Annotated in this window: 18 protein-coding genes; 12 read left to right on the top strand and 6 right to left on the bottom strand. The window is 61.5% G+C overall.

Annotated features, from left to right (window positions below; all coding sequences use genetic code 11):
• The first annotated feature begins 32 nt into the window (after nucleotides 1-32).
• Entirely contained in the window at nucleotides 33-1,325 is a 1,293-nt protein-coding gene (gene cytX / locus ACP7D9_RS25060; protein ID WP_426159919.1) for a putative hydroxymethylpyrimidine transporter CytX, read from the top strand.
• Here the strand turns inward: cytX and ACP7D9_RS25055 are convergent.
• Entirely contained in the window at nucleotides 1,294-2,040 is a 747-nt protein-coding gene (locus ACP7D9_RS25055; protein WP_426159918.1) for an RsiV family protein, read from the bottom strand. The two genes, cytX and ACP7D9_RS25055, sit on opposite strands and share 32 nt — an antisense overlap.
• Before the next feature lie 227 nt (nucleotides 2,041-2,267).
• Here ACP7D9_RS25055 and ACP7D9_RS25050 point away from each other — a divergent pair, with 227 nt between their 5' ends.
• The 9 genes from ACP7D9_RS25050 to ACP7D9_RS25010 all read left to right on the top strand — a co-directional run bounded on the left by ACP7D9_RS25050 (nucleotide 2,268) and on the right by ACP7D9_RS25010 (nucleotide 11,634).
• Complete coding sequence (locus ACP7D9_RS25050) at nucleotides 2,268-2,885, top strand: NUDIX domain-containing protein (protein ID WP_024011344.1); 618 nt, start codon at nucleotides 2,268-2,270, stop codon at nucleotides 2,883-2,885.
• Nucleotides 2,876-3,328, top strand: coding sequence for a DUF1249 domain-containing protein (locus ACP7D9_RS25045; protein WP_016771972.1), 453 nt, complete (start codon nucleotides 2,876-2,878; stop codon nucleotides 3,326-3,328). The genes ACP7D9_RS25050 and ACP7D9_RS25045 overlap by 10 nt, the downstream gene beginning before the upstream one ends.
• Before the next feature lie 97 nt (nucleotides 3,329-3,425).
• Complete coding sequence (cpdA, locus tag ACP7D9_RS25040; RefSeq protein ID WP_426159917.1) at nucleotides 3,426-4,241, top strand: 3',5'-cyclic-AMP phosphodiesterase; 816 nt, start codon at nucleotides 3,426-3,428, stop codon at nucleotides 4,239-4,241.
• A 157-nt stretch (nucleotides 4,242-4,398) separates the two neighbouring features.
• Nucleotides 4,399-5,007, top strand: a complete 609-nt coding sequence (locus ACP7D9_RS25035) for a YqiA/YcfP family alpha/beta fold hydrolase (protein ID WP_076565352.1) — start codon at nucleotides 4,399-4,401, stop codon at nucleotides 5,005-5,007.
• Nucleotides 5,008-5,048: 41 nt separating this feature from the next.
• Nucleotides 5,049-6,956, top strand: a complete 1,908-nt coding sequence (gene parE / locus ACP7D9_RS25030) for a DNA topoisomerase IV subunit B (RefSeq protein WP_101158962.1) — start codon at nucleotides 5,049-5,051, stop codon at nucleotides 6,954-6,956.
• On the top strand, nucleotides 6,956-7,945 hold the full coding sequence (locus tag ACP7D9_RS25025; RefSeq protein ID WP_426159916.1) for an esterase-like activity of phytase family protein: 990 nt from the start codon (nucleotides 6,956-6,958) through the stop codon (nucleotides 7,943-7,945). Before parE ends, ACP7D9_RS25025 begins: the two co-directional genes overlap by 1 nt.
• The gene (locus tag ACP7D9_RS25020; RefSeq protein WP_426159915.1) at nucleotides 7,942-8,466 is read left to right on the top strand and encodes a retropepsin-like aspartic protease family protein; all 525 of its coding nucleotides are present in this window, start codon (nucleotides 7,942-7,944) and stop codon (nucleotides 8,464-8,466) included. Before ACP7D9_RS25025 ends, ACP7D9_RS25020 begins: the two co-directional genes overlap by 4 nt.
• 7 nt (nucleotides 8,467-8,473) lie before the next feature.
• Nucleotides 8,474-10,738, top strand: a complete 2,265-nt coding sequence (parC, locus tag ACP7D9_RS25015; protein ID WP_426159914.1) for a DNA topoisomerase IV subunit A — start codon at nucleotides 8,474-8,476, stop codon at nucleotides 10,736-10,738.
• 185 nt (nucleotides 10,739-10,923) lie between these two features.
• Nucleotides 10,924-11,634: a PqiC family protein gene (locus tag ACP7D9_RS25010; protein ID WP_101158966.1), complete on the top strand. Its 711-nt coding sequence runs from the start codon at nucleotides 10,924-10,926 to the stop codon at nucleotides 11,632-11,634.
• Nucleotides 11,635-11,860: 226 nt separating this feature from the next.
• Here the strand turns inward: ACP7D9_RS25010 and ACP7D9_RS25005 are convergent, their stop codons facing one another.
• Nucleotides 11,861-13,372, bottom strand: a complete 1,512-nt coding sequence (locus ACP7D9_RS25005; RefSeq protein WP_426159913.1) for an AhpA/YtjB family protein — start codon at nucleotides 13,370-13,372, stop codon at nucleotides 11,861-11,863.
• A 134-nt stretch (nucleotides 13,373-13,506) separates the two neighbouring features.
• Between ACP7D9_RS25005 and serB the strand changes: the two genes are divergently transcribed.
• Nucleotides 13,507-14,721 carry a phosphoserine phosphatase SerB gene (serB, locus tag ACP7D9_RS25000; RefSeq protein WP_426159912.1) on the top strand — a complete coding sequence of 405 codons (1,215 nt, stop codon included), beginning with the start codon at nucleotides 13,507-13,509 and terminating at the stop codon, nucleotides 14,719-14,721.
• Between the two features lie 91 nt (nucleotides 14,722-14,812).
• Here the strand turns inward: serB and ACP7D9_RS24995 are convergent, their stop codons facing one another.
• The 4 genes from ACP7D9_RS24995 to ACP7D9_RS24980 form a co-directional block, all read right to left on the bottom strand.
• A complete protein-coding gene (locus ACP7D9_RS24995) occupies nucleotides 14,813-16,561 on the bottom strand; it encodes a molecular chaperone (protein WP_426159911.1) in 1,749 nt (582 codons plus the stop codon).
• Between the two features lie 66 nt (nucleotides 16,562-16,627).
• Nucleotides 16,628-17,488, bottom strand: coding sequence for an archaetidylserine decarboxylase (gene asd, locus ACP7D9_RS24990; protein ID WP_024011354.1), 861 nt, complete (start codon nucleotides 17,486-17,488; stop codon nucleotides 16,628-16,630).
• Nucleotides 17,485-18,321, bottom strand: coding sequence for a thiosulfate sulfurtransferase (gene rhdA, locus ACP7D9_RS24985; protein ID WP_426159910.1), 837 nt, complete (start codon nucleotides 18,319-18,321; stop codon nucleotides 17,485-17,487). Before rhdA ends, asd begins: the two co-directional genes overlap by 4 nt.
• Before the next feature lie 42 nt (nucleotides 18,322-18,363).
• On the bottom strand, nucleotides 18,364-19,902 hold the full coding sequence (locus ACP7D9_RS24980; protein WP_426159909.1) for an HDOD domain-containing protein: 1,539 nt from the start codon (nucleotides 19,900-19,902) through the stop codon (nucleotides 18,364-18,366).
• Between the two features lie 165 nt (nucleotides 19,903-20,067).
• Between ACP7D9_RS24980 and motA the strand changes: the two genes are divergently transcribed.
• The gene (motA, locus tag ACP7D9_RS24975) at nucleotides 20,068-20,919 is read left to right on the top strand and encodes a flagellar motor stator protein MotA (RefSeq protein ID WP_024011357.1); all 852 of its coding nucleotides are present in this window, start codon (nucleotides 20,068-20,070) and stop codon (nucleotides 20,917-20,919) included.
• The last annotated feature ends 1 nt before the right edge of the window (nucleotide 20,920 follow it).

Below are 20,920 nucleotides of genomic sequence, written 5' to 3'. Positions count from 1 at the left end.
ATCACAACAAATGTCCCTTTGAGATAACACCCTTGAGCATTCAACCCGGCACTTATTCCCCCGATCTGGCCGTACCCGCTGAAAAGCGTGTCTTCGGCGGCCGCGATCTGTTTTCCCTGTGGTTCTCCCTCGGCATCGGCCTGATGGTCCTGCAGACCGGCGCATTGCTCGCGCCGGGGCTGGGCCTGTCCGGTGCGTTGCTGGCGATTTTCCTTGGCACACTGGTGGGCGTGGTGCTGCTGGCTGCGGTCGGCGTGATTGGCAGCGACACCGGCCTGTCATCAATGGCCGCGCTGAAGCTCAGCCTCGGCCGCAAAGGCGCGAGCCTGCCGGCGTTGCTGAACGTGCTGCAACTGATCGGCTGGGGCTCGTTCGAAATCATCGTCATGCGTGATGCCGCCAGCCTGCTCGGCACCCGCGCCTTCAGCGAAGGCTCGCTGTGGGCCAATCCGATCCTGTGGACAGTGTTTTTCGGCGCACTGGCGACCTTGCTGGCAGTGAGCGGCCCGTTGACGTTCGTGCGGCAGATTCTGCGCAAGTGGGGCATCTGGCTGTTGCTCGCGGCGTGCCTGTGGCTGACCTGGAACCTGTTCGCCAAAGCTGATCTCGCCGCGCTGTGGGCGCGCGCCGGTGACGGTTCGATGTCGTTCGCCGTGGGCTTCGACATTGCCATCGCCATGCCGCTGTCGTGGCTGCCACTGATTGCCGATTACTCGCGTTTCGGCAAGCGTGCGAAGAATGTTTTCGGCGGCACGGCGGTGGGTTTCTTCATCGGCAACTTCTGGCTGATGAGCCTCGGCGTCGCTTACACCCTGGCGTTCGCACCCAGCGGCGAAGTCAACGCACTGCTGCTGGCTCTGGCGGGTGCCGGTCTAGGGATTCCGTTGCTGTTGATTCTGTTGGATGAGTCGGAAAACGCTTTTGCCGATATACATTCGGCAGCGGTTTCGAGCGGGATTGTGTTGCGTCTGAAAGTCGAGCATCTGGCCTTGGCCATCGGCGCGGTCTGCACGCTGATCGCACTGCTGGCGCCATTGGCGCAGTACCAGAATTTTCTGTTGCTGATCGGCTCGGTGTTTGCGCCGCTGTTCGGCGTGGTGCTGGTCGATCACTTCATTCTGCGCAAGCGCAGTGCTCAGGTCGCGTCAGCCGCATTGCGCTGGCCGGCGTTGCTGGCCTGGCTGGGTGGCGTGAGCACTTACCACTTGCTGGCGAATCTGTATCCGGATGTCGGCGCAACCCTGCCGGCGCTGGTGCTGGCAGGGTTGCTACAGCTGGTGCTGGGCCGGGCCTTCAGTTACGGCCGGGAAACAGCTCAGGCTTGAGAATGCCGTTCAGGCGCGGATAAGGAATCTTCAATTCGACGTGGCCCAGCGCGTAAGGCGCGATGGTGGTCACGTCGTACTTGAGGATCACGCCGCCGTAGGTCAGCGCCACGTGCGGGGTTTTCACGAACGGCCAGTTCGCGACGAATTCCGCCTCCTGATCGAGCTTGGTGCTGATCAGCCAGCTGTTGTGCGCGACCTGCGCGGCTTTCCAGAACGCCTCTTCCTGACCCGGCAGCAGCATGTCGGACAGGTTCAGCACCTTGTGCTGCTGGCGCGAATAGTTGATGAAACCGCGACCCGGAGTGCCATGGGCGCCGCCGGTGTCGAGGTAGCTCGACAGCTCGATGATCACCAGTCCGTCATGCTGCTCGCGTACTTTCGCTTGCAGGTAGCTGCTGTTGCGCGGGCCGGCGCTGGCCAGGAACTGCTCGCGGTAGGCGGCCAGGCTGGGCGCGACCGGTGCGTTCTTCTCGGTGCGGGTCATTTGCAGCAGACGCTTTTCGATGATGCCGTCCAGTGCCGGCTCATCAGGGAAGCGCAGGGTGTCGATGTTCACCAGCGGGCAATCGGGGTTGGAACAGCCGGGTTTCAACTGTTCCGAGGCGTCGCGGGTGGTTTCCAGCGGCGTGCGATAGTTGGGCTGGAACAGGCTGGCACAGGCGCCCAGAGTCAGGGCAATAGCGGCCACAGAGGCAATTTTGAAAAGCGACATGGGCGTCCTTTCGAAAGCAGGGGAAGGCGAAAAGTTACCGCTTCGACTCTCAACGAAGCAGTCAGTTCGCCACTAAGCTAATTAGAGTGGGTTTCACCGTCACCGTCCATCCCGCTGACGGTAAAGGGGCTGCATCAAACGGTGCGGGCGCGTTAGGATGGCGCGAAGTCGAGGTTGCCGGTAACAGCAAACAATCTCGTAACGGATATGCAGTAAAGAGGATGCTCATGACTGACTTTGCCAACGCCATTCCGACCGCCGTCGATATCGTGCGGCGCGAAAAATGCTACGAGGGCTTCTACAAGCTCGACCGTGTGCACCTGCGCCATGAGTTGTTCGCCGGTGGCATGAGCCGCGAGATCAACCGTGAAATCTTCGTGCGCCACGATGCCGTGTGCGTCCTGCCTTACGATCCGCAGCGCGATGAAGTGGTGCTGATCGAACAGTTTCGTGTCGGCGCGATGGGCAAGGCCGACAACCCGTGGCTGGTCGAACTGGTCGCCGGTCTGATCGACAAGGACGAGCAACCGGAAGAAGTTGCTCACCGCGAGGCGCAGGAGGAAGCTGGGCTGGACATCAAGGCGTTGTGGCCAATGACCAAGTACTTTCCGTCGCCGGGTGGCAGCAACGAATTCGTGCATTTGTATCTGGGGCGTTGCAGCACCGACGGCGTCGGCGGTCTGCACGGGCTGGAAGAAGAGGCCGAAGACATCCGCGTAACGGTCTGGGCATTTGAAGATGCCTTGCAGGCTGTACGTGACGGTCGGATTGCCAACGCGGCGAGCATCATCGCTTTGCAGTGGCTGGCGCTCAACCGCGCCGAAGTGAGGGGGCTATGGTCGTAAACAAGCTGCGCGATCGTTATCGGGTTGACCTCGTGGGGCTGCAAGCCGCCTGCGAGGCCAACTACGCGCGCCTGATGCGACTGCTGCCGGACATGCGCAACGAACCCGAGGCGCGGCGCATCGCCGTAACCCAGGGCGAACAGATGCTCGGCGTGCTCGCCCTCGAAGTGCTGCAGACCTGCCCGTACACCACGACTTTGCAGGTGCGCCAGGAGCACAGCCTGCCCTGGTTGCCGGTGCCGCAATTGGAAGTGCAGGTCTATCACGACGCGCGCATGGCCGAAGTGGTCAGCGCCGAACATGCACGACGCTTTCGCGGCATCTATCCTTATCCGAACGCCGCCATGCACCAGCCCGATGAAAAGGCCCAGCTCAATGTGTTTCTGGGCGAATGGCTGAGTCACTGCCTGGCGTTGGGGCACGAGTACGAAGTCGTTCGCTAGTTGTGAACTGCGTCCGCTTCGGCGGTTTCCCCTTTGTGTCATCCCCCAGCATAATTGCCGCACCCATCCATTGCGTGCCTAGCCCCGGGAGAGCGCCTTGCCCAGCGTATCGACATTGACCAGCGCCGACCCGGCGCTGCTGGTGCAGTTGTCCGACAGCCACCTGTTCGCCGAAGCGGACGGCAAGTTGCTGGGCATGAAAACCCGCGAGAGCCTGCAGAAGGTCCTCGACCTGGTGTTGGCACAACAGGCGCAGATCGACCTGGTGCTGGCCACCGGTGATATTTCTCAGGACGGCACGCTGCAGTCCTATCAGGCATTCCGCCAACTGAGCGCGCAGATCGCCGCGCCGGCACGCTGGATCCCCGGCAATCACGACGAGCCGATGATCATGGCCGAGGCGGCGGTGCAGAGCACGTTGCTCGAGCCGGTAGTCGATATCGGCAATTGGCGGGTGACGATGCTCGATTCGGCGGTGCCGGGTTCGGTGCCCGGGTATCTGCAGGATGATCAGTTGCAGTTGCTGGCGCGGTCGTTGAGCGAAGCGCCGGAGCGCCATCATCTGGTGTGCCTGCATCATCATCCGGTGTCGATTGGCTGTGCGTGGATGGAGCCGATCGGCCTGCGTAACCCTGAAGCGTTTTTTGAAGTGCTGGATCGCTTTCCGCAGGTTCGCGCGGTGTTGTGGGGGCACGTGCATCAGGAGCTTGATCGCGAGCGCCACGGCGTACGCTTGATGGCATCGCCGTCGACGTGCATTCAGTTCGAACCGCAGAGTGTGGATTTCAAGGTGGGCGAGCAGGCGCCGGGGTATCGATGGCTGCGGCTGATGCCGGACGGGCGGCTGGAAACCGGGGTTGAGCGCGTGACTGGATTCGCCTTTCAGATTGATTACGGTTCTGAAGGTTACTGAGGCCATAAGGGCCTCTTCGCGAGCAAGCCCGCTCCCACGTTGGAATGCGTTCCCCTGTGGGAGCGGGCTTGCTCGCGAAGGCGTCCGCACAAACACCCACGATTCCCCTGACTCCCTGTAAACTCCGCTATCTTTCGCCGACAGCCAGGGAGCTCAAATGTCCGGTTCGATCCTCTATATCCACGGTTTCAACAGCGCGCCGGCCTCAAAGAAGGCCTGTCAGCTGGTCGCGGTCATGGAGCGGCTGGGGTTGAGCGAGCAATTGCGCGTGCCGGCGCTGCATCATCATCCGCGCGAAGCCATCGGTCAGCTCGAGCAGGCAATCGCCGAGCTGGGCCGGCCGTTGCTGGTGGGAAGTTCGCTCGGCGGCTACTATGCGACTCACCTGGCCGAGCGCCATGGCCTGAAAGCCCTGCTGGTCAATCCGGCGGTCAGCCCGCACCGGATGTTCGATGGTTATCTGGGCACGCAGAAAAACCTCTACACCGATGAAACCTGGGAACTGACCCACGACCACGTCACGGCGCTGGCCGAACTGGAAGTGCCACCACCGCAGGATCCGCAGCGTTATCAGGTCTGGTTGCAAACCGGCGACGAAACGCTGGATTATCGCCTCGCCCAACAGTATTACCGCGCCTGTGCCTTGCGCATTCAGGCTGGCGGCGACCACAGTTTTCAGGGCTTTGCCGGGCAATTGCCGGCGTTGCTGAGTTTTGCCGGCATGGCTGCCGATATGTATCAGGCAATCGATTTCACCACGCTGTGAAGTCTTGCCCCTCTTTCATGAATGACTGACGACGAGACCTTATGGCCACTCCCAGCGCTAGTTCTTATAACGCCGACGCCATCGAAGTCCTCTCGGGCCTCGACCCGGTGCGCAAACGCCCCGGCATGTACACCGACACCAGTCGGCCGAACCACCTCGCCCAGGAAGTCATCGACAACAGCGTCGACGAAGCCCTGGCCGGCCACGCCAGATCGGTGCAGGTCATCCTGCACGCCGACCATTCGTTGGAAGTCAGCGACGACGGCCGTGGCATGCCGGTAGACATTCACCCGGAAGAGGGTGTGTCCGGCGTCGAACTGATCCTTACCAAACTGCACGCGGGCGGCAAGTTTTCCAACAAGAACTACCAGTTCTCCGGCGGTTTGCACGGCGTGGGTATTTCCGTGGTCAACGCGCTGTCGACCGAAGTGCGCGTGCGGGTCAAACGTGACGGCAACGAATACCAAATGACCTTCAAGGATGGCTTTAAGGCCTCCGAGCTGGAAATCGTCGGCACCGTCGGTAAGCGCAACACCGGTACCAGCGTGTACTTCGCGCCGGACCCGAAATACTTCGATTCACCGAAATTCTCCATCAGCCGCCTCAAGCATGTGCTCAAGGCCAAGGCTGTGTTGTGCCCGGGCTTGTTGGTCAGCTTCGAAGACAAAGGCACCGGCGAGAAGGTCGAGTGGCATTACGAAGACGGCCTGCGCTCGTATCTGGTTGACGCGGTCAGCGAGTTCGAACGCCTGCCGGACGAGCCGTTCTGCGGCGCCTTCGCCGGTAATAAAGAAGCGGTCGACTGGGCACTGCTGTGGCTGCCGGAAGGTGGCGACGCGGTGCAGGAAAGCTACGTCAACCTGATCCCGACCGCGCAGGGCGGCACTCACGTCAACGGTTTGCGTCAGGGCCTGCTTGATGCCATGCGCGAATTCTGCGAATTCCGCAGTCTGCTGCCGCGCGGCGTGAAGCTGGCGCCGGAAGACGTCTGGGAGCGCATCGCTTTCGTCCTGTCGATGAAAATGCAGGAACCGCAATTCTCCGGTCAGACCAAAGAACGTCTGTCATCGCGTGAAGCGGCGGCGTTTGTCTCCGGTGTGGTCAAGGATGCGTTCAGCCTGTGGCTCAATGCCAACCCGGAGACCGGTCTGGCCCTGGCCGAGCTGGCTATCAATAACGCCGGCCGTCGTCTCAAGGCGAGCAAGAAAGTCGAGCGCAAACGCGTCACCCAAGGCCCGGCATTGCCGGGCAAACTGGCTGACTGCGCCGGGCAGGACCCGATGCGCTCCGAGCTGTTCCTGGTCGAGGGTGACTCTGCCGGCGGCTCGGCCAAGCAAGCGCGGGACAAGGAATTCCAGGCGATCCTGCCGTTACGCGGCAAGATCCTCAACACTTGGGAAGTCGACGGCAGCGAAGTGCTCGCCAGCCAGGAAGTGCACAACATCGCCGTGGCCATCGGCGTCGATCCGGGCGCGGCGGACATGAGCCAGCTGCGCTACGGCAAGATCTGCATCCTCGCCGACGCCGACTCCGACGGTCTGCACATCGCCACGCTGCTGTGCGCACTGTTCGTCCAGCACTTCCGTCCGCTGGTGGATGCCGGTCACGTCTACGTGGCGATGCCGCCGCTGTATCGCATCGACCTCGGCAAAGAGATCTACTACGCCCTCGACGAAGCCGAGCGCGACGGTATTCTCGATCGCCTGGTGGCCGAGAAAAAACGCGGCAAGCCGCAGGTCACCCGATTCAAGGGTCTGGGCGAAATGAACCCGCCGCAACTGCGCGAAACCACCATGGACCCGAACACCCGGCGTCTGGTGCAGTTGACGCTGGGCGAAGACTTCGCCGAAACCTCGGAAATGATGGACATGCTGCTGGCGAAGAAACGCGCCGGCGACCGCAAATCCTGGCTGGAATCCAAAGGCAACCTCGCCGAGGTGCTGGCCTGATGCAGTTTGGCTGGGCCCTGGCGGGTGCGTTGCTGCTGAGTGCGCTGAGCGTGTCGGCCGAGCCGCTGCAACAATTGCGGCTGCTTTCCGAACACCCGGTCGAAGGCATGCGCGGCGGCAACCTGTCGGGGCTGGCCATGTGCGGCAATGAGCTGTGGACGGTTTCCGATCGCGATGACGAGCAGATCTACCGCCTCGATACCCGCGATCCGGTCTGGCAGGCGCAAACCGTGCACATCGACGTGCCGCCCGTGCCCGAGAGCGGCTTGCCGTGGGGCTTGAGTTCGCGCACCTGGGCGGCGTCGTTCATTCGCGGCGGCGATCTGGATTTCGAAGGCATCAGTTGCGACAGCGCTGGCAATCGCTACATCGTCAGTGAGGCCCATGCGGCGGTGTTGCAGGTGCCGGTCAGTGGCCCGCCGTACTGGCTGAAGATTTCGCCGCTGCTGGTTCGCGAAGCGCGGGCGAGCGGCATGCTGCTGAAGTTCAATTCGATCTTCGAGGGCTTGGCAATCAACCCGGCGGGCGATCAGATGTGGCTGGCCGCCGAACGGCAGAAGCGCGGCCTGCTGCTGATCAAGCGCCAGCAGACGGTGTGGGATTGCGATGGTCGCTGCGTGCTGCTCAGTGAGGGCGGCAAAGAGATGCAGCCAGCGCAGTTTCCGAAGGCGAAAGCGGTTCATCGCGACTTTTCCGACATTTCATTGTTCAACGGCAAGCTGTTCACCCTTGAACGCAACGCTTTCGAGATTTGTCGTCGCGATGCGCAGACGGCCAAAGTCGAGCTTTGCTGGTCGTATGCCAGCGAGCTGTTGCAGGAAAATCGCCGTTACGCGCAGAACTATGGGCTGGAAGAAGCGCTGATCATTGATGCCGAGGGTGCCTGGATCGGCGTCGACAACAATTTCGGCCCGCGTGCCGACGGTGAGGTCCGCCCGGTGGTCTGGCGCTTTGCCGCACCGGACGGTGGCTGGAGCGCCAGGCCATGAGCCAGCAACCGCCGGGCAAACGTGCCGGTCGGGTGTTGATGATTCTCGCCTGGTGCGCGGCGCTGTTTCTCGCGACGCGATTTTTCGGTCAGTGGGAGCAGCGTCAGCAGAATCCGAACATTGTCGTCACCTCGGAGCAGGGCGAAGGGTTTATCGAGGTGAGACTGGCGAGCAATGCTCAGGGACATTTTGTCGCCAGCGGCCAGATCAACGGCGAACCGGTGGAGTTCATGCTCGACACCGGCGCGACCGATGTGGCGATACCGGCGGATCTGGCCAAGCGTTTGAAGCTGCAAGAAGGTTTCGGCGTGACCCTGAGCACGGCCAATGGCCTGAGCCAGGGCTACCGAACAAAGATTGCCCGTCTGCAACTGGGCGACATTGTTTTGCGTGACGTTCGCGCACTGGTGGCGCCGGGGCTGCATGGCGATCAGGTGCTGCTCGGCATGAGCGCCCTGAACAAACTTGAATTTACCCAGCGCGGTGGCACCATGCTGCTGCGCCAGACAACGAACCGATGAGGCCCGCATGAGCGACTCCCTTGATCTCAGCCTGGACGGTGTAGAACGCCGCTCGCTGGCTGACTTCACCGAAAATGCCTACCTCAACTACTCCATGTACGTGATCATGGACCGCGCCTTGCCACATATTGGCGACGGCCTGAAACCGGTACAGCGGCGTATTGTCTACGCCATGAGCGAACTGGGGCTGGACGCCGATTCCAAGCACAAGAAATCGGCGCGTACCGTCGGTGACGTGCTCGGCAAGTTCCACCCGCACGGCGACTCGGCGTGCTACGAAGCGATGGTGCTGATGGCGCAGCCGTTCAGCTATCGCTACACGCTGGTCGATGGCCAGGGCAACTGGGGTGCGCCGGACGATCCGAAGTCTTTTGCCGCCATGCGTTACACCGAAGCGCGTTTGTCGCGTTATTCCGAAGTGCTGCTCAGCGAACTGGGCCAGGGCACTGCCGACTGGGGCCCGAACTTCGACGGCACCCTGCAGGAGCCGCTGGTACTGCCGGCGCGCCTGCCGAACATTCTGCTCAACGGCACCACCGGTATCGCCGTGGGCATGGCCACCGACGTACCGCCGCATAACCTGCGCGAAGTCGCCACCGCCTGCGTGCGCCTGCTCGATGAGCCGAAAGCCACGGTCGAGCAGCTCTGCGAGCATATTCAAGGGCCGGATTATCCGACCGAAGCGGAAATCATCACGCCGCGTGCCGACCTGCTGAAAATGTACGAAACCGGCAAGGGCTCGGTGCGCATGCGCGCCGTGTACCATGTCGAGGATGGCGACATCATCGTCACCGCGCTGCCGCATCAGGTCTCCGGGGCCAAGGTGCTGGAGCAGATCGCCGCGCTGATGCAGGCCAAACCGTCGAAAGCGCCGCAGATCGCTGATCTGCGCGACGAATCCGACCACGAAAACCCGTGCCGCATCGTGATCATCCCGGTCAACAGCCGCGTCGATCATGAAGCGCTGATGCAGCATCTGTTCGCCAGCACCGAGCTGGAGTCGACCTACCGGGTCAACGTCAACATCATCGGGCTGGACGGCAAGCCGCAGCTGAAAAACCTCCGTGCGCTGCTGGTCGAATGGCTGGAATTCCGCGTTCAGACCGTGCGTCGTCGCCTGCAATTTCGCCTCGACAAGGTCGAGCGTCGCCTGCACCTGTTGGACGGTTTGCTGATCGCCTACCTCAATCTGGATGAAGTGATCCACATCATCCGCACCGAGGAGCACCCGAAAGCCAAACTGATCGAGCGTTTCGCCCTCAGCGAGATTCAGGCCGACTACATTCTCGACACCCGCCTGCGTCAGTTGGCGCGACTGGAAGAGATGAAGCTGCGCGACGAGCAGGACGAGCTGCTCAAGGAGCAAGCCAGGCTGCAGGCCCTGCTGGGCAGCGAAGCGAAGTTGAAGAAACTGGTGCGCACCGAGCTGCTCAAAGACGCCGAAACCTACGGCGACGACCGTCGCTCGCCGATCGTCGAGCGCGCTGAAGCCAAGGCGCTGACCGAGCACGACCTGCTGCCGAACGAAAAGGTTACCGTAGTGCTGTCGGAAAAAGGCTGGGTGCGTTCGGCCAAGGGCCATGACATCGACGCCACTGGTCTGTCGTACAAGGCGGGTGACGGCTTCAAGACCTCGGCGGCGGGGCGCTCCAACCAGTTTGCCGTGTTCATCGACTCCACCGGCCGCAGTTATTCGGTCGCCGCGCACACCTTGCCGTCGGCCCGTGGCCAGGGCGAACCGTTGACCGGGCGTCTGACGCCGCCGCCAGGCGCTACGTTTGAATGCGTGCTGATGCCCGAAGACGATTCGCTGTACGTGATCGCATCCGATGCCGGTTACGGCTTCGTGGTCAAGGGCGAAGACCTGCAAGCCAAGAACAAGGCCGGCAAGGCGCTGCTGAGCTTGCCGAACAATGCCAAGGTCATCGCGCCGCGTCCGGTCGCCGATCGCGAGCAAAACTGGCTGGCCTCGGTCACGACCGAAGGTCGCCTGCTGATCTTCAAGATCAGCGATCTGCCACAATTGGGTAAGGGCAAAGGCAACAAGATCATCGGTATTTCCGGTGAACGCGTCGCCAGCCGCGAGGAATACGTGACGGACATTGCCGTCTTGCCGGAGGGCGCCACCCTGGTATTGCAGGCCGGAAAGCGCACCCTGTCACTGAAGGCCGACGACCTCGAACACTACAAAGGTGAGCGTGGTCGTCGCGGAAATAAACTTCCGAGGGGCTTTCAGCGGGTCGATGCGCTGCTCGTCGAAAACCTCAATTAGACGAGAACGCCTTCCTAGAGCGCTCGATCTGCGATTAAACACGTAGATCGACGCTTTGGCGCTGGAGTCGGAACGCATATTCACGGATGATATGGCCTTTCAAGCGCCGGCGTGGCCGAGCGTTCTTCATATTTATTGAGTATTTTCACTGTGGTCAGCCTTGTGGCGGCCACCTGGACGGGATGATGACTGCGCTACGCCCCCTTATTTTGTTGCTCGCCGGCGTTCTTGGCCTGGCGGGTTGCAGCGTTCACCAGCCGGTGTCGCTGTACCAACTGGACAGCGGAAGTCCGGTTCAGCCTGCGCAAAGCGCGGGCATGGCGGTTTTGCTGGGGCCGGTAGTGGTTGCCGATTACCTTCAGCGTGAAACCCTGCTGCAACGTCAACCGGACGGCAGCCTGCAAGCGGCGACCGACGGTCGTTGGGCCGGCAGCCTTTCGTCGGATATCGATCAATTGCTGATGCGTCAGGTCGCCGGTCACCTCGACAGCCAGCGTGTGGTGCTGGCGCCCGCTACCGCCGGGTTCACTCCGGATGTGCAGGTGCTGCTGACCATCACCCGTCTGGATTCCGGAGCGAAACAACCGGCGATTCTCGATGCGCAATGGCGCTTGATTGATCGCCGCGGCAAGGTGCGCGATAACCGCATCATTCATCTGCAGGAATTGCACGCCGGCAGCACCGCTTCGCAAGTGCAGGCACAGGGAATGCTGCTGCAGCGTCTGGCCGAGCAGTTGTCGGTCGCGCTCAAGCCGTTGGCCAATCAGCCTCCTGTGGCTGAGGCTCCGCGTAAACGGGACGCCAAACCGGCAGCACCGGCGGCCGAAGCCGAGAAACAACCGAAGATCCCGATGGCCTCGCCGATTCGTACGGACATGGAAGTGTTCCGCTTCTAAGTCTGGAACGAGTCAGAACAGAGCCCGCCTTGTGCGGGCTTTGTTGTGTCTGGGGCACAGATTATTCGTCGTCAGCGCTGACTCCTTCGCGAGCAGGTTCGCTCCAGAGTCTGCACGCTGCCGATTACATGTGGGAGCGAGCTTGCTCGCGAAGGGGGCCGCACAGGCAATAAAAAGCCCGCAGACAATTACTCGTCTGCGGGCTTTTGCGTATCGGGCCTAAGCCTTACGCCCGGCGCTCATGCATCCGCGCCAATTGCCGCTCCAGCATCGATGGATAAGGCTCCATCAACCGCTCCACACAGCAGGCGCCCTCGGGGCTGGCGATCGGCCGGATCCGCGCACGTTGGCGAATCAGCGCGTCATCACTGATCTTGCGCTCGACCAGCAGCAGATTGCGGCTGTGCTGCGACAAGGCCAGTGCATCCTGAGCCGAATCGGTCAGCAGCAGGTCGATCTGGCTCAAACCAAACAACTCATCGCCCAGTGTCAGGCCCAGCTGCAATTGCAGGGTGATGCCGCTGTCCGCGACTTCGATCTGCAACTGGTGACCGAGTGCGCGCAGCAGTTCGCCGCAGCAGATGGCATTGGTCAGGTAATCGTCGCCGCAGTCTTCGGTGTGGAACAGCAGCAGCGTGCTGCCATCGTTGAGGGTTTCGATTTCGCCCTGATACAGCGAAGCGGCCTGCTCGAGGCAGTCGCGATAGCGTTCCTGCAATTCTTCCAGGCGTGCGCGAGGCAGACGTCGCAGTTGCTCTTGCGAGCCGAGTTGCACGGCCAGTACGGCGGTGTGCTGTGGCACGTCAGGAGTCGGTTTGCGCGTGAGCGGTTGTGCGGCGTCGTTGAGCGATTCGTCGCGAAGGTCGGCGAAGGCGTCATCGTCATCATCGTCTTCGACGGTGCTGACCAAGTGGCGCGGTGCCGGTTTCTTCGCGGCCAGCGGGCGGCTTTCGTCGAAGCTTGGATCGCGCAGGTTACGCACCTCGAATTCCGGTTCGTCTTCTTCCTCGACAAATTCCGGCTCGGGTTCAGGTTCAGGCTCAGGTTCCGGGGCGTAGCTGGCGTGCAGCTGGCGCGCCAGATCGCCAATTTCATCCTGACGATCAATGCCCGGGGTGTAGGCGTCGATCCGGCGCAGCCACACGCGCAGTTGAAGCAGCGGTGTCGACAGATGACGACCCATGCGCAGGCTCAGGGCCAGTGACAGCGCCAGCAGAATCGCGCTCAAAATGCCCATGCTCTGCAGGCTGATGGTCATCGGTTGCTGGAACTGATCCATATCGAGGCTGATGCGCAGTTGCCCGGCGGTCACGTCCTGGAAAGTGATCTTGCTCTCGTACATGCCCTCGGCTTCGCCCAGCAGGCTGTGCTTGGGGCGCTGACCGGACTCTGCGAGGATGCGGTTGTCCACGCTGTAGATCGCCGCGTGGGCGACCAGTTTGTTCTTGGTCAGGTTGTTGAGCAGCACGTTGAGGCTGAGGATGTCGTTGGACACCAGCAGCTCGGTGGCGGAGGTGGCGGTCTGCGTGGTCAGGCTTTCGCCCAGCGCATCGGCCTGCTCGTGCATGGCCTGCTTGAATTGCAGCCCCATCACCCCGGCATAGATCACCAGGGCCAGAGCGACCAGGATCACGTTGTGGCTGGCAATGCGCAATGCAATCGGTACACGGCGATGGCGCAGTGCACGAAAGATCAGCAGGAAGAAGTTATCGGTTTTGACTGGCGTGGGCCGGTTCACTTGAGCTCGGCTCTTTGTCCGTGAAGTTGACGCGCAGTATAGCGACAGGCCCCAGACCGGCAAAGCGCTCGCGGTGCCCGATGGTCACTGAAAGTGGGTAGAATGCGGTTTTTTTCCAGTTGCGGGGGTGCGCGTTGCGCGAAATCGTCCTGATTAACATCACGGGAGTCGACCGTCCGGGTCTGACGGCGGCCATCACCGGTGTTCTGGCACAAGGTGGTGTGAACATTCTCGACATCGGTCAGGCGGTGATCCACGACACCCTGTCGTTCGGCATCCTGGTTGAAATTCCCGATTCCGAACAAGGCAAGTCGGTGCTCAAGGACATCCTGTTCAAGGGTTACGAACTGGATCAGCAAGTGCGTTTCACCCCGGTGTCCGAAGAGGATTATCAGCAGTGGGTGGACAATCAGGGCAAGAAACGCCATATCGTCACCCTGCTGACGCGCAAAGTCACCGCCGGCCAATTGCAAGCTGTCAGCGCGATTACCGCTAAATATGGCCTGAATATCGACCATATCGACCGTCTGTCAGGGCGCATGCCGCTGGATACGCCGGCCGACAAGGGCAAGGGCTGCATCGAGTTTTCCGTGCGCGGCGAAGCTGCCGATCCGCAGGCCCTGCGCGCCGAATTCCTCAGCGTTGCGCAGGAACTGAACGTCGACATCGCCTTTCAGGAAGACTCGCTGTTCCGCCGTAACCGGCGTCTGGCCGTGTTCGACATGGACTCGACGCTGATCGAAGCAGAAGTCATCGACGAGTTGGCGAAAGCGGCCGGCGTGGGTGATCGAGTCTCCGAAATCACCGAGCGCGCCATGGCCGGTGAACTGGATTTCCGCGCCAGCTTCAAGGAGCGTCTGGCGCTGCTCAAGGGTCTCGACGTCAACGTGCTCGACTCGATCGGCGCTTCGCTGCGCCTGACCGAAGGCGCCGAAACCCTGTTCGCCGAACTCAAGCGCCTGGGCTACAAAACCGCGATTCTGTCCGGCGGCTTCACTTATTTCGCCAAGCAACTGCAAGCCAGGCTCGGTATCGACTACGTGTTTGCCAACGAGCTGGAAGTGGTCGACGGCAAATGCACCGGCGTGGCGATCGAGCCGATTGTCGATGCACAGCGCAAGGCTGACTTGCTCAAGGAGCTGGCGCACAAGGAAGGTCTGCGCCTGGAACAGACCATTGCCGTTGGCGACGGTGCCAATGATCTGCCGATGCTGGCGATCGCCGGGCTGGGCGTGGCGTTCCGCGCCAAGCCGTTGGTCAAGCAGTCGGCGAAGCAGGCGATTTCCACCCTTGGGCTGGATGGTGTGCTGTATCTGCTGGGCTTCCGGGATCGTGACGGGCAGTTGTAACTGACAAAGCACAAAGATCGCAGCCTTCGGCAGCTCCTACAGGGAAATGCATTCCAAATGTAGGAGCTGCCGAAGGCTGCGATCTTTTGCTTTAAAGCGAATTCCACAACGAATCGAAATCCTCTTCACCCCCGCCATTCTGCGCAGGATCCAGCGAGCGATAGGCGAACTGGTTGAAACTGTGCGTACTCGCCACCCGCCGATCCAGCCCGGCGCGGTGTTCCTCGCCCTGGGTGTTGATCAACACCTTGTTGCCTTCCTGAAACGGCAGGCGCGGCGCAAGCACGGTCGCCGGCAAGTCGATCGCGCTGATTTCCGGCAGTAGTAAACCGCGCAGATATTGGCTGTGATCGTCTTTGCTACGAACCAGTTGCAGTCCGCACGGCTGCGCGTGGGGCGCGACCAGTTCAATGCCCATCTGCGTGCCGCTGCCGCGCACCTGGCGGATCCAGCGAATCACCGCAATGCTCCAGCCTTTATTCTCGCTGTCCTGAATGCCGAGCATTTCGCCGGCCTGCAATTGGGCCGGCACCTCGCTCGGCCAAGCCAGGCAATAACCGCCGGGGCTATGGTTGATCACCGGCAAGGCGTAAGTCGGGTAGTTCGGCGCCTCGCCGGGGCCTTCGTCTGCGGGCAACTGGTCGTACTGGATTTCCTCGTACGGCAACAGCTCTTCGTTGCCTTGCGGCGCGGCGTCGAAGGCCTGGCTCCAGCTGTCTTTTTCACCTCGGTCGACCACGCTGCTGAAATTCGCCGCGCGGGCCTCGGGATGTTTGAGCAGTTCGCTGAAGGTGCGCTCGCCGCCGAGGTGGAAGTGCAGGGCGCTCATGCCGACGCACACAGTCAATGTGCCTTGACCGGCGATACGCTGAAAGCTGCGTTCCGCCGCTTGGCCCCAGGTCGCATGCAGATGCTGCAGGGTATCGAGGCTAAGACCCGCAGAGACAGGCAGTGGTGTCGACGTCGGCTGCTGCAGCAAATGCGTTTCGAGCTGTTTGACCAGTGCTTGCGGGTCGAAGCCCAGCAGTGCGTTTTGTTGTTCGCTGCGAAACATTTTGCGATAGCGTGGACCAACATCCAGTTCCGGGCTGATGGCGAACAAACCCTCGTCGGCGCGGCCCGGATGCGGCTTGAGCAGGGCGCTCCACGGCTCGATCACCTCGGCCAGCCGGGCAATCTGGCTCTGACGCAATTGATTGCAACGGGCGCTGCCCAATAGCACTGCGGCGATGTAGGTCTGTTCGACGCTCAATTCGCTGGTCAAAAAGGCGAGATCATCGCGCAGCCGCCGTTGTTGCAACTGCAATTGCGCAGCGCTGCGATACAACTGATGCAACTCAAACCACACGTGTTCCGGCGGTGAACTGTACAACTGCGTGGCGCGCACCAGTTGCGCCTTGAGGGCATGCGCCGCGCGTTGCAAGGCGGTACTGATCAGCGTCGCGCGGTCCTTGCTGTATTTGGGCAGGATGCGCAGAACGATCTGTTTATAGCCGATGGCCAACTGACCTTGCAGCGCCTGACACAGGTTGCTGACCTTGCGCGAGCGCTCGTCGAGCATGATCGCCTGATGGAGAAAGTGCCGTTCCAGATGCTGGCAGACGAAATACACCTCGGGCCGCAGCAGTTCCAAGAGTTGCAGGCGATTGTCGCTGGGAGTGAGCAACAGGTTCAGTTCGCCGAGGCCTTGATAGAGCAGGCGGGCGGTTTCGCCGATGTTGGCCTTGGGCAGGCCGGCGATCCAGCGCTTGAGATCACGCGGGCTGGCGTCGCAGAACGACAGGCGCGTTTGCGTGGGAGTCGGAGCGCGCAGCTTGGGAGAAAAGTTGGTCTGGCTCATGAGCAAAACCATAGCAGCAAATGCCGCAGTTTGCGGAAGCAGCGTCGGCTGCTTCCGCGAACAGGGTCACGCTTTTGGTAGTGCCAGGCCTTGGCCCATCTGCACTGGCGAACCGGCCACCAGCTCTTCGGCCCACTTCACCTGGTCCGGGCCAAACAGCACGATCGCCGTTGAACCGAGCTTGAAGCGTCCCAGTTCAGCGCCTTTTTCCAAGTGAATCGGTGCGCGTGCGGCTTCGTCGTAGCGGAAGGTTTTCAGCTCACGCTTCGGTGGGGTCACCAAGCCGGCCCACACGGTTTCAATCGAAGCGACAATCATCGCGCCAACCAGCACCACGGCCATCGGCCCGCGCTCTGTATCGAAAATGCACGCCACGCGCTCGTTGCGGGCGAACAGCTCCGGGACGTTTTCGGCAGTGGTCTGGTTCACCGAAAAAATACGGCCCGGAATGTAGACCATTTCGCGCAGGGTGCCGGCCAGCGGCATGTGCACGCGGTGGTAATCCTTCGGCGACAGGTAAATGGTGGCGAAGTCGCCGCCCATGAACGGCGCCGCGTTGGCTGCATCACCGCCGAGCAATTCGAGCACGCTGAAGCTGTGGCCCTTGGCCTGGAACACCCGACCATGTTCGATCGGGCCAAGCTGGCTGACCGCACCGTCGGCCGGGCTGAGGATTGCGCCCGGGGTTTCGTCCAGCGGCCGCGCGCCGTCTTTCAGGGCGCGAGTGAAAAACGCGTTGAAGTGCTCGTAAGCGGTCAGGTCTTCGACCAGTGCCTGGGACATGTCCACTTGATAACGTTTGGCGAACCACTGGGTGAAAGCATTCTTGAACCAGCGCACGCGGCACTCGGCAATGCAGCCAGCCAGACGCGACAGCAGGTGATGCGGCAGCAGGTACTGGCTGAGGATAAACAGACGCTCTTTCATTGATTTTCCTTGGAAGCTTGAATCTCGACAGGCGTGTCGGGGTGGTTGCCCCATTCGCCCCAGGAACCGGCGTAGCCCTTGACCCGCGGATAACCGAGGGATTTGGCCACCAGATAAGTGAAGCCCGACCGGTGATGGGTCTGGCAGTGGGTAATGATTTCTTTGTCCTTGGTGATCCCGAGGTTTTCGAGGATCTGCGGCATGTCGCTGCGGATACGCAGCTGACGAGTCTGGTCCATGCCGGCGGTCCATTCGAAATTGACCGCGCCGGGGATGTGGCCGCCCTTGGCTGCAAGGACTTTCTCGCCGGAGTATTCCAGCGGCCCGCGCGCGTCCCAGATCGCCAGATCGGCGGCGCCGAGACGGCTTTGCAGGTATTCGCGGGTGGCGGTCGGTTCATCGTGCAGGGTCAGCGAAACCGGGCCACCGACCGCGGCGGGCACCTGAATCGACATGGGCATACCGTCCGCCAGCCAGGCCGGCAGGCCACCATCTATATAGTGGTATTTATTGTGGCCGATGACATCGAGCAGCCAGATGAACCGTCCGGCCCAACCGCCGCCTTCATCGTCATACAACACGTAGACCGCGTCTTTGCGATGACCGAGCTCGCCGAACAATGCTTCCAGATCGGCCTTCGCCGGCATCAGCCCGGGCGCCGGCGGCTGGCCGAGCTGGGTGCGTTTCGGGTCGACAAAACGTGCGCCGGGCAAGTGACCTTCGGCATACCGGGCAGGGCTGGTCAGATCCACCAGAATCAGTTCCGGCGACTCCAGGCGCGGCAGCAGATCGCTCGGCTCAATGACGAGCGGCAAGCCAGAGAAGTCAGACATGTGAGGTCTCCAGAGCACAAAGGGGAGGATTGTAGCGCAGGCTCATTGGCCGCGGCTGCTAAAGCTGTGCAGGGCTTTTTCGACGCACTGCGCGGTTTTGCCGAAGGCCTGCACGGTGATGTCGGCGAACGGCCCGCCGCCCTGATCGGCGACGACGATCATGATCACCCGGCCATTGTTGACCAATGAACGCAGAAACAGGTGTTCACCGCGAAACAGCGTGCGCAGGCTCGCGGGCAACAAGGCAGAGAATTGGGCGTTGTTTTCTGGCGTGATGCGCACCTGCGCCTGCTGAGCGAGCAGGCGCTGCAGGACCTTGCTTTGGCTGACGACAAAGCTCAACGCCGCTGCATCCTTCGGCAGGCCGGCAGTTTGATGGACACGCAGGGTCGTGTGCGTGCGGTCAGCCATCAGAATCATCACCCGGCGCATGCCGCTCGCTACCAGAGCCTCGCGGGCGGCGACGGTCAGGCTCATGGCATTGGTGAAACGGCTGGGCTCGGCGAGCAGCTCGGCACATTGCCGACGCCATTGGCCCAGATCATCTGCATTCGGCGCTGCTGCCGGGAGCATACCGGCCGGCAAGCGACGAGTGCCCCACGGCCAGATCAGCGAAACCGCCGGGTGCCACAAATCAGGCATTGCGTGCTGACGTGCGCTGCTCGCCGCTTGCTGGTGCAACTGCTGCTGCACTTGATCCATGGAAATCTGCAGATACAGGCTCGTCAGGTACTGCCAGCGGTTGCTGTGCGGACTGTCCCAGGCCTGTTGCGCCGACAGTGCCAGGCCGTTGGCCAGCAGCACAGTGTTGGCCGGCTGGTTGAGCCAACGCCGTAGCGTCGGGTCGTCGTCGAGGCGGTTTTGCTGCCGCAAAGGGTGTTCGCTGTCGCGGGCGATGCGCAATACCTTGACCAGTTCGCGTTGCTCGCTGAGCAGCAATTTGTAGCCTTGCTCGACCCAGATCGGCAGGTGCCAGGCCTGGACCAGTGCTTCGGCAATCTTCAACAGGCGCACGCCGAACAATTGCTTTTCGACCACACGCGCCGATTCGCCCTTGTGAATCACCCGCAGCTCCCACTCTTCGAGCAACTGCGGATAGGTCAGTGCCAACGGCCACAGCGGCGACAGGAACAGCAGGCTGCCCCAATGGATGTCCTGCCACAACCGCGCCAGGCGACTGGCAAAAAAACCGTTCGCCTGCTGTGTCGCGTGTTGGCTGATCAGTTGCAATTGGCGCAAGGCCCTGGGGATCTGCCGGTGCGGTTGCGCAGGCAGGCGCGCGAGCAATTCTTCGGTACGCGCAAGGCCCAGGCGATTGATTGCCACCTCAAGATTTTCCGCTGGCGCGGCCATGGTGCCGTGGGTGTGACGATTCGCCTCACGGATGATGCTCAAGGCCAGCGCCGGGCTGTCCTGCATCAGATCGGCGATGTCGCGCAGCGAGCTGCGATTGTCGCGGATCGCCCGGCAGACTTTGTCGTGAGCCTCTTGCGGTACGGGCAGGGGGACGCTGTCGAGCAGCTTGACCCAAGCCTGGAGGGTGCTCGGTTTTACCGATGGAATGTTCGTTTCATTAGCCATGTCTGGACGAGATCTTCACTGACTGTAGACGCGCCCGGCATGGGCTAAATTGGCTTTTCGCCTGAACTGGCTATAGTCTGGCGCAGTTTTGCCGATAAGTAGAAGAAGAGATTTTTTAACTTCCGAATATGACCTTGAACCCGACTCAGTAAGTACTTTCTACCTATGGCTAAAATTATCGGCATCATCGTCGTATTCGCGAGCGTGCTCGGCGGATACGTGCTCTCCCACGGCAAGATTGCCGCCCTGATCCAGCCCTTCGAGGTGATGATCATCGGCGGTGCGGCCCTCGGCGCTTTCCTCCAGGCCAACCCCGGTTACATGACGATGCACGTGCTCAAGAAGTCCTTGAGCATGTTCGGTTCGCGTTTCACCCACACGTTCTATCTGGAAGTGCTCGGGCTGATCTACGAGATCCTCAACAAGAGCCGCCGCGAAGGCATGATGGCTATCGAGGGCGACATTGAAGATGCCGCCGCGAGCCCGATTTTTGCCAAGTACCCGGCCGTGCTCAAGGATGAACGCATGACTGCGTTTGTCTGCGACTATCTGCGCATCATGTCCTCCGGCAACATGGCTCCGCACGAACTCGAAGGCCTGTTCGACATGGAGCTGTACAGCCTCAAGGAAGACCTCGAGCACCCATCGCACGCGGTCAATGGCATTGCCGACGGCATGCCTGGTTTCGGTATCGTCGCGGCGGTACTCGGTATCGTGGTGACCATGGCCTCGCTGGGCGAGGGCGACCAGGCATCGATCGGTCTGCACGTGGGCGCGGCACTGGTCGGTACCTTCTTCGGTATTCTCGCGGCGTATGGTTTCTTCGGCCCGCTGGCGCATTCTCTTGCTCACGACGCCAAGGAAGAGCTGAACGTCTACGAAGCCATCAAGGCCTCGCTGGTGGCTTCGGCGTCCGGCATGCCGCCGTCGCTGGCGGTCGAGTTCGGGCGCAAGGTTCTGTACCCGGCGCACCGTCCGAGCTTCGCCGAGCTGGAACAAGCGGTTCGCGGTCGTTAAG

It is taken from the genome of Pseudomonas sp. TSRC2-2 (assembly GCF_049897785.1).
Lineage (GTDB): Bacteria > Pseudomonadota > Gammaproteobacteria > Pseudomonadales > Pseudomonadaceae > Aquipseudomonas.
The sequence above is the reverse complement of the archived record's forward strand: the minus strand, read 5'-3'. Positions and strand labels throughout refer to the sequence as shown.

Coding starts and splice junctions, on each gene's coding strand:
- ACP7D9_RS25055 (WP_426159918.1), bottom strand. CDS start 2,040: ATGTCGCTTTTCAAAATTGCCTCTGTGGCCGCTATTGCCCTGACTCTG.
- ACP7D9_RS25050 (WP_024011344.1), top strand. CDS start 2,268: ATGACTGACTTTGCCAACGCCATTCCGACCGCCGTCGATATCGTGCGG.
- ACP7D9_RS25045 (WP_016771972.1), top strand. CDS start 2,876: ATGGTCGTAAACAAGCTGCGCGATCGTTATCGGGTTGACCTCGTGGGG.
- ACP7D9_RS25035 (WP_076565352.1), top strand. CDS start 4,399: ATGTCCGGTTCGATCCTCTATATCCACGGTTTCAACAGCGCGCCGGCC.
- parE (WP_101158962.1), top strand. CDS start 5,049: ATGGCCACTCCCAGCGCTAGTTCTTATAACGCCGACGCCATCGAAGTC.
- ACP7D9_RS25025 (WP_426159916.1), top strand. CDS start 6,956: ATGCAGTTTGGCTGGGCCCTGGCGGGTGCGTTGCTGCTGAGTGCGCTG.
- ACP7D9_RS25020 (WP_426159915.1), top strand. CDS start 7,942: ATGAGCCAGCAACCGCCGGGCAAACGTGCCGGTCGGGTGTTGATGATT.
- parC (WP_426159914.1), top strand. CDS start 8,474: ATGAGCGACTCCCTTGATCTCAGCCTGGACGGTGTAGAACGCCGCTCG.
- ACP7D9_RS25010 (WP_101158966.1), top strand. CDS start 10,924: ATGACTGCGCTACGCCCCCTTATTTTGTTGCTCGCCGGCGTTCTTGGC.
- ACP7D9_RS24995 (WP_426159911.1), bottom strand. CDS start 16,561: ATGAGCCAGACCAACTTTTCTCCCAAGCTGCGCGCTCCGACTCCCACG.
- asd (WP_024011354.1), bottom strand. CDS start 17,488: ATGAAAGAGCGTCTGTTTATCCTCAGCCAGTACCTGCTGCCGCATCAC.
- rhdA (WP_426159910.1), bottom strand. CDS start 18,321: ATGTCTGACTTCTCTGGCTTGCCGCTCGTCATTGAGCCGAGCGATCTG.
- ACP7D9_RS24980 (WP_426159909.1), bottom strand. CDS start 19,902: ATGGCTAATGAAACGAACATTCCATCGGTAAAACCGAGCACCCTCCAG.
- motA (WP_024011357.1), top strand. CDS start 20,068: ATGGCTAAAATTATCGGCATCATCGTCGTATTCGCGAGCGTGCTCGGC.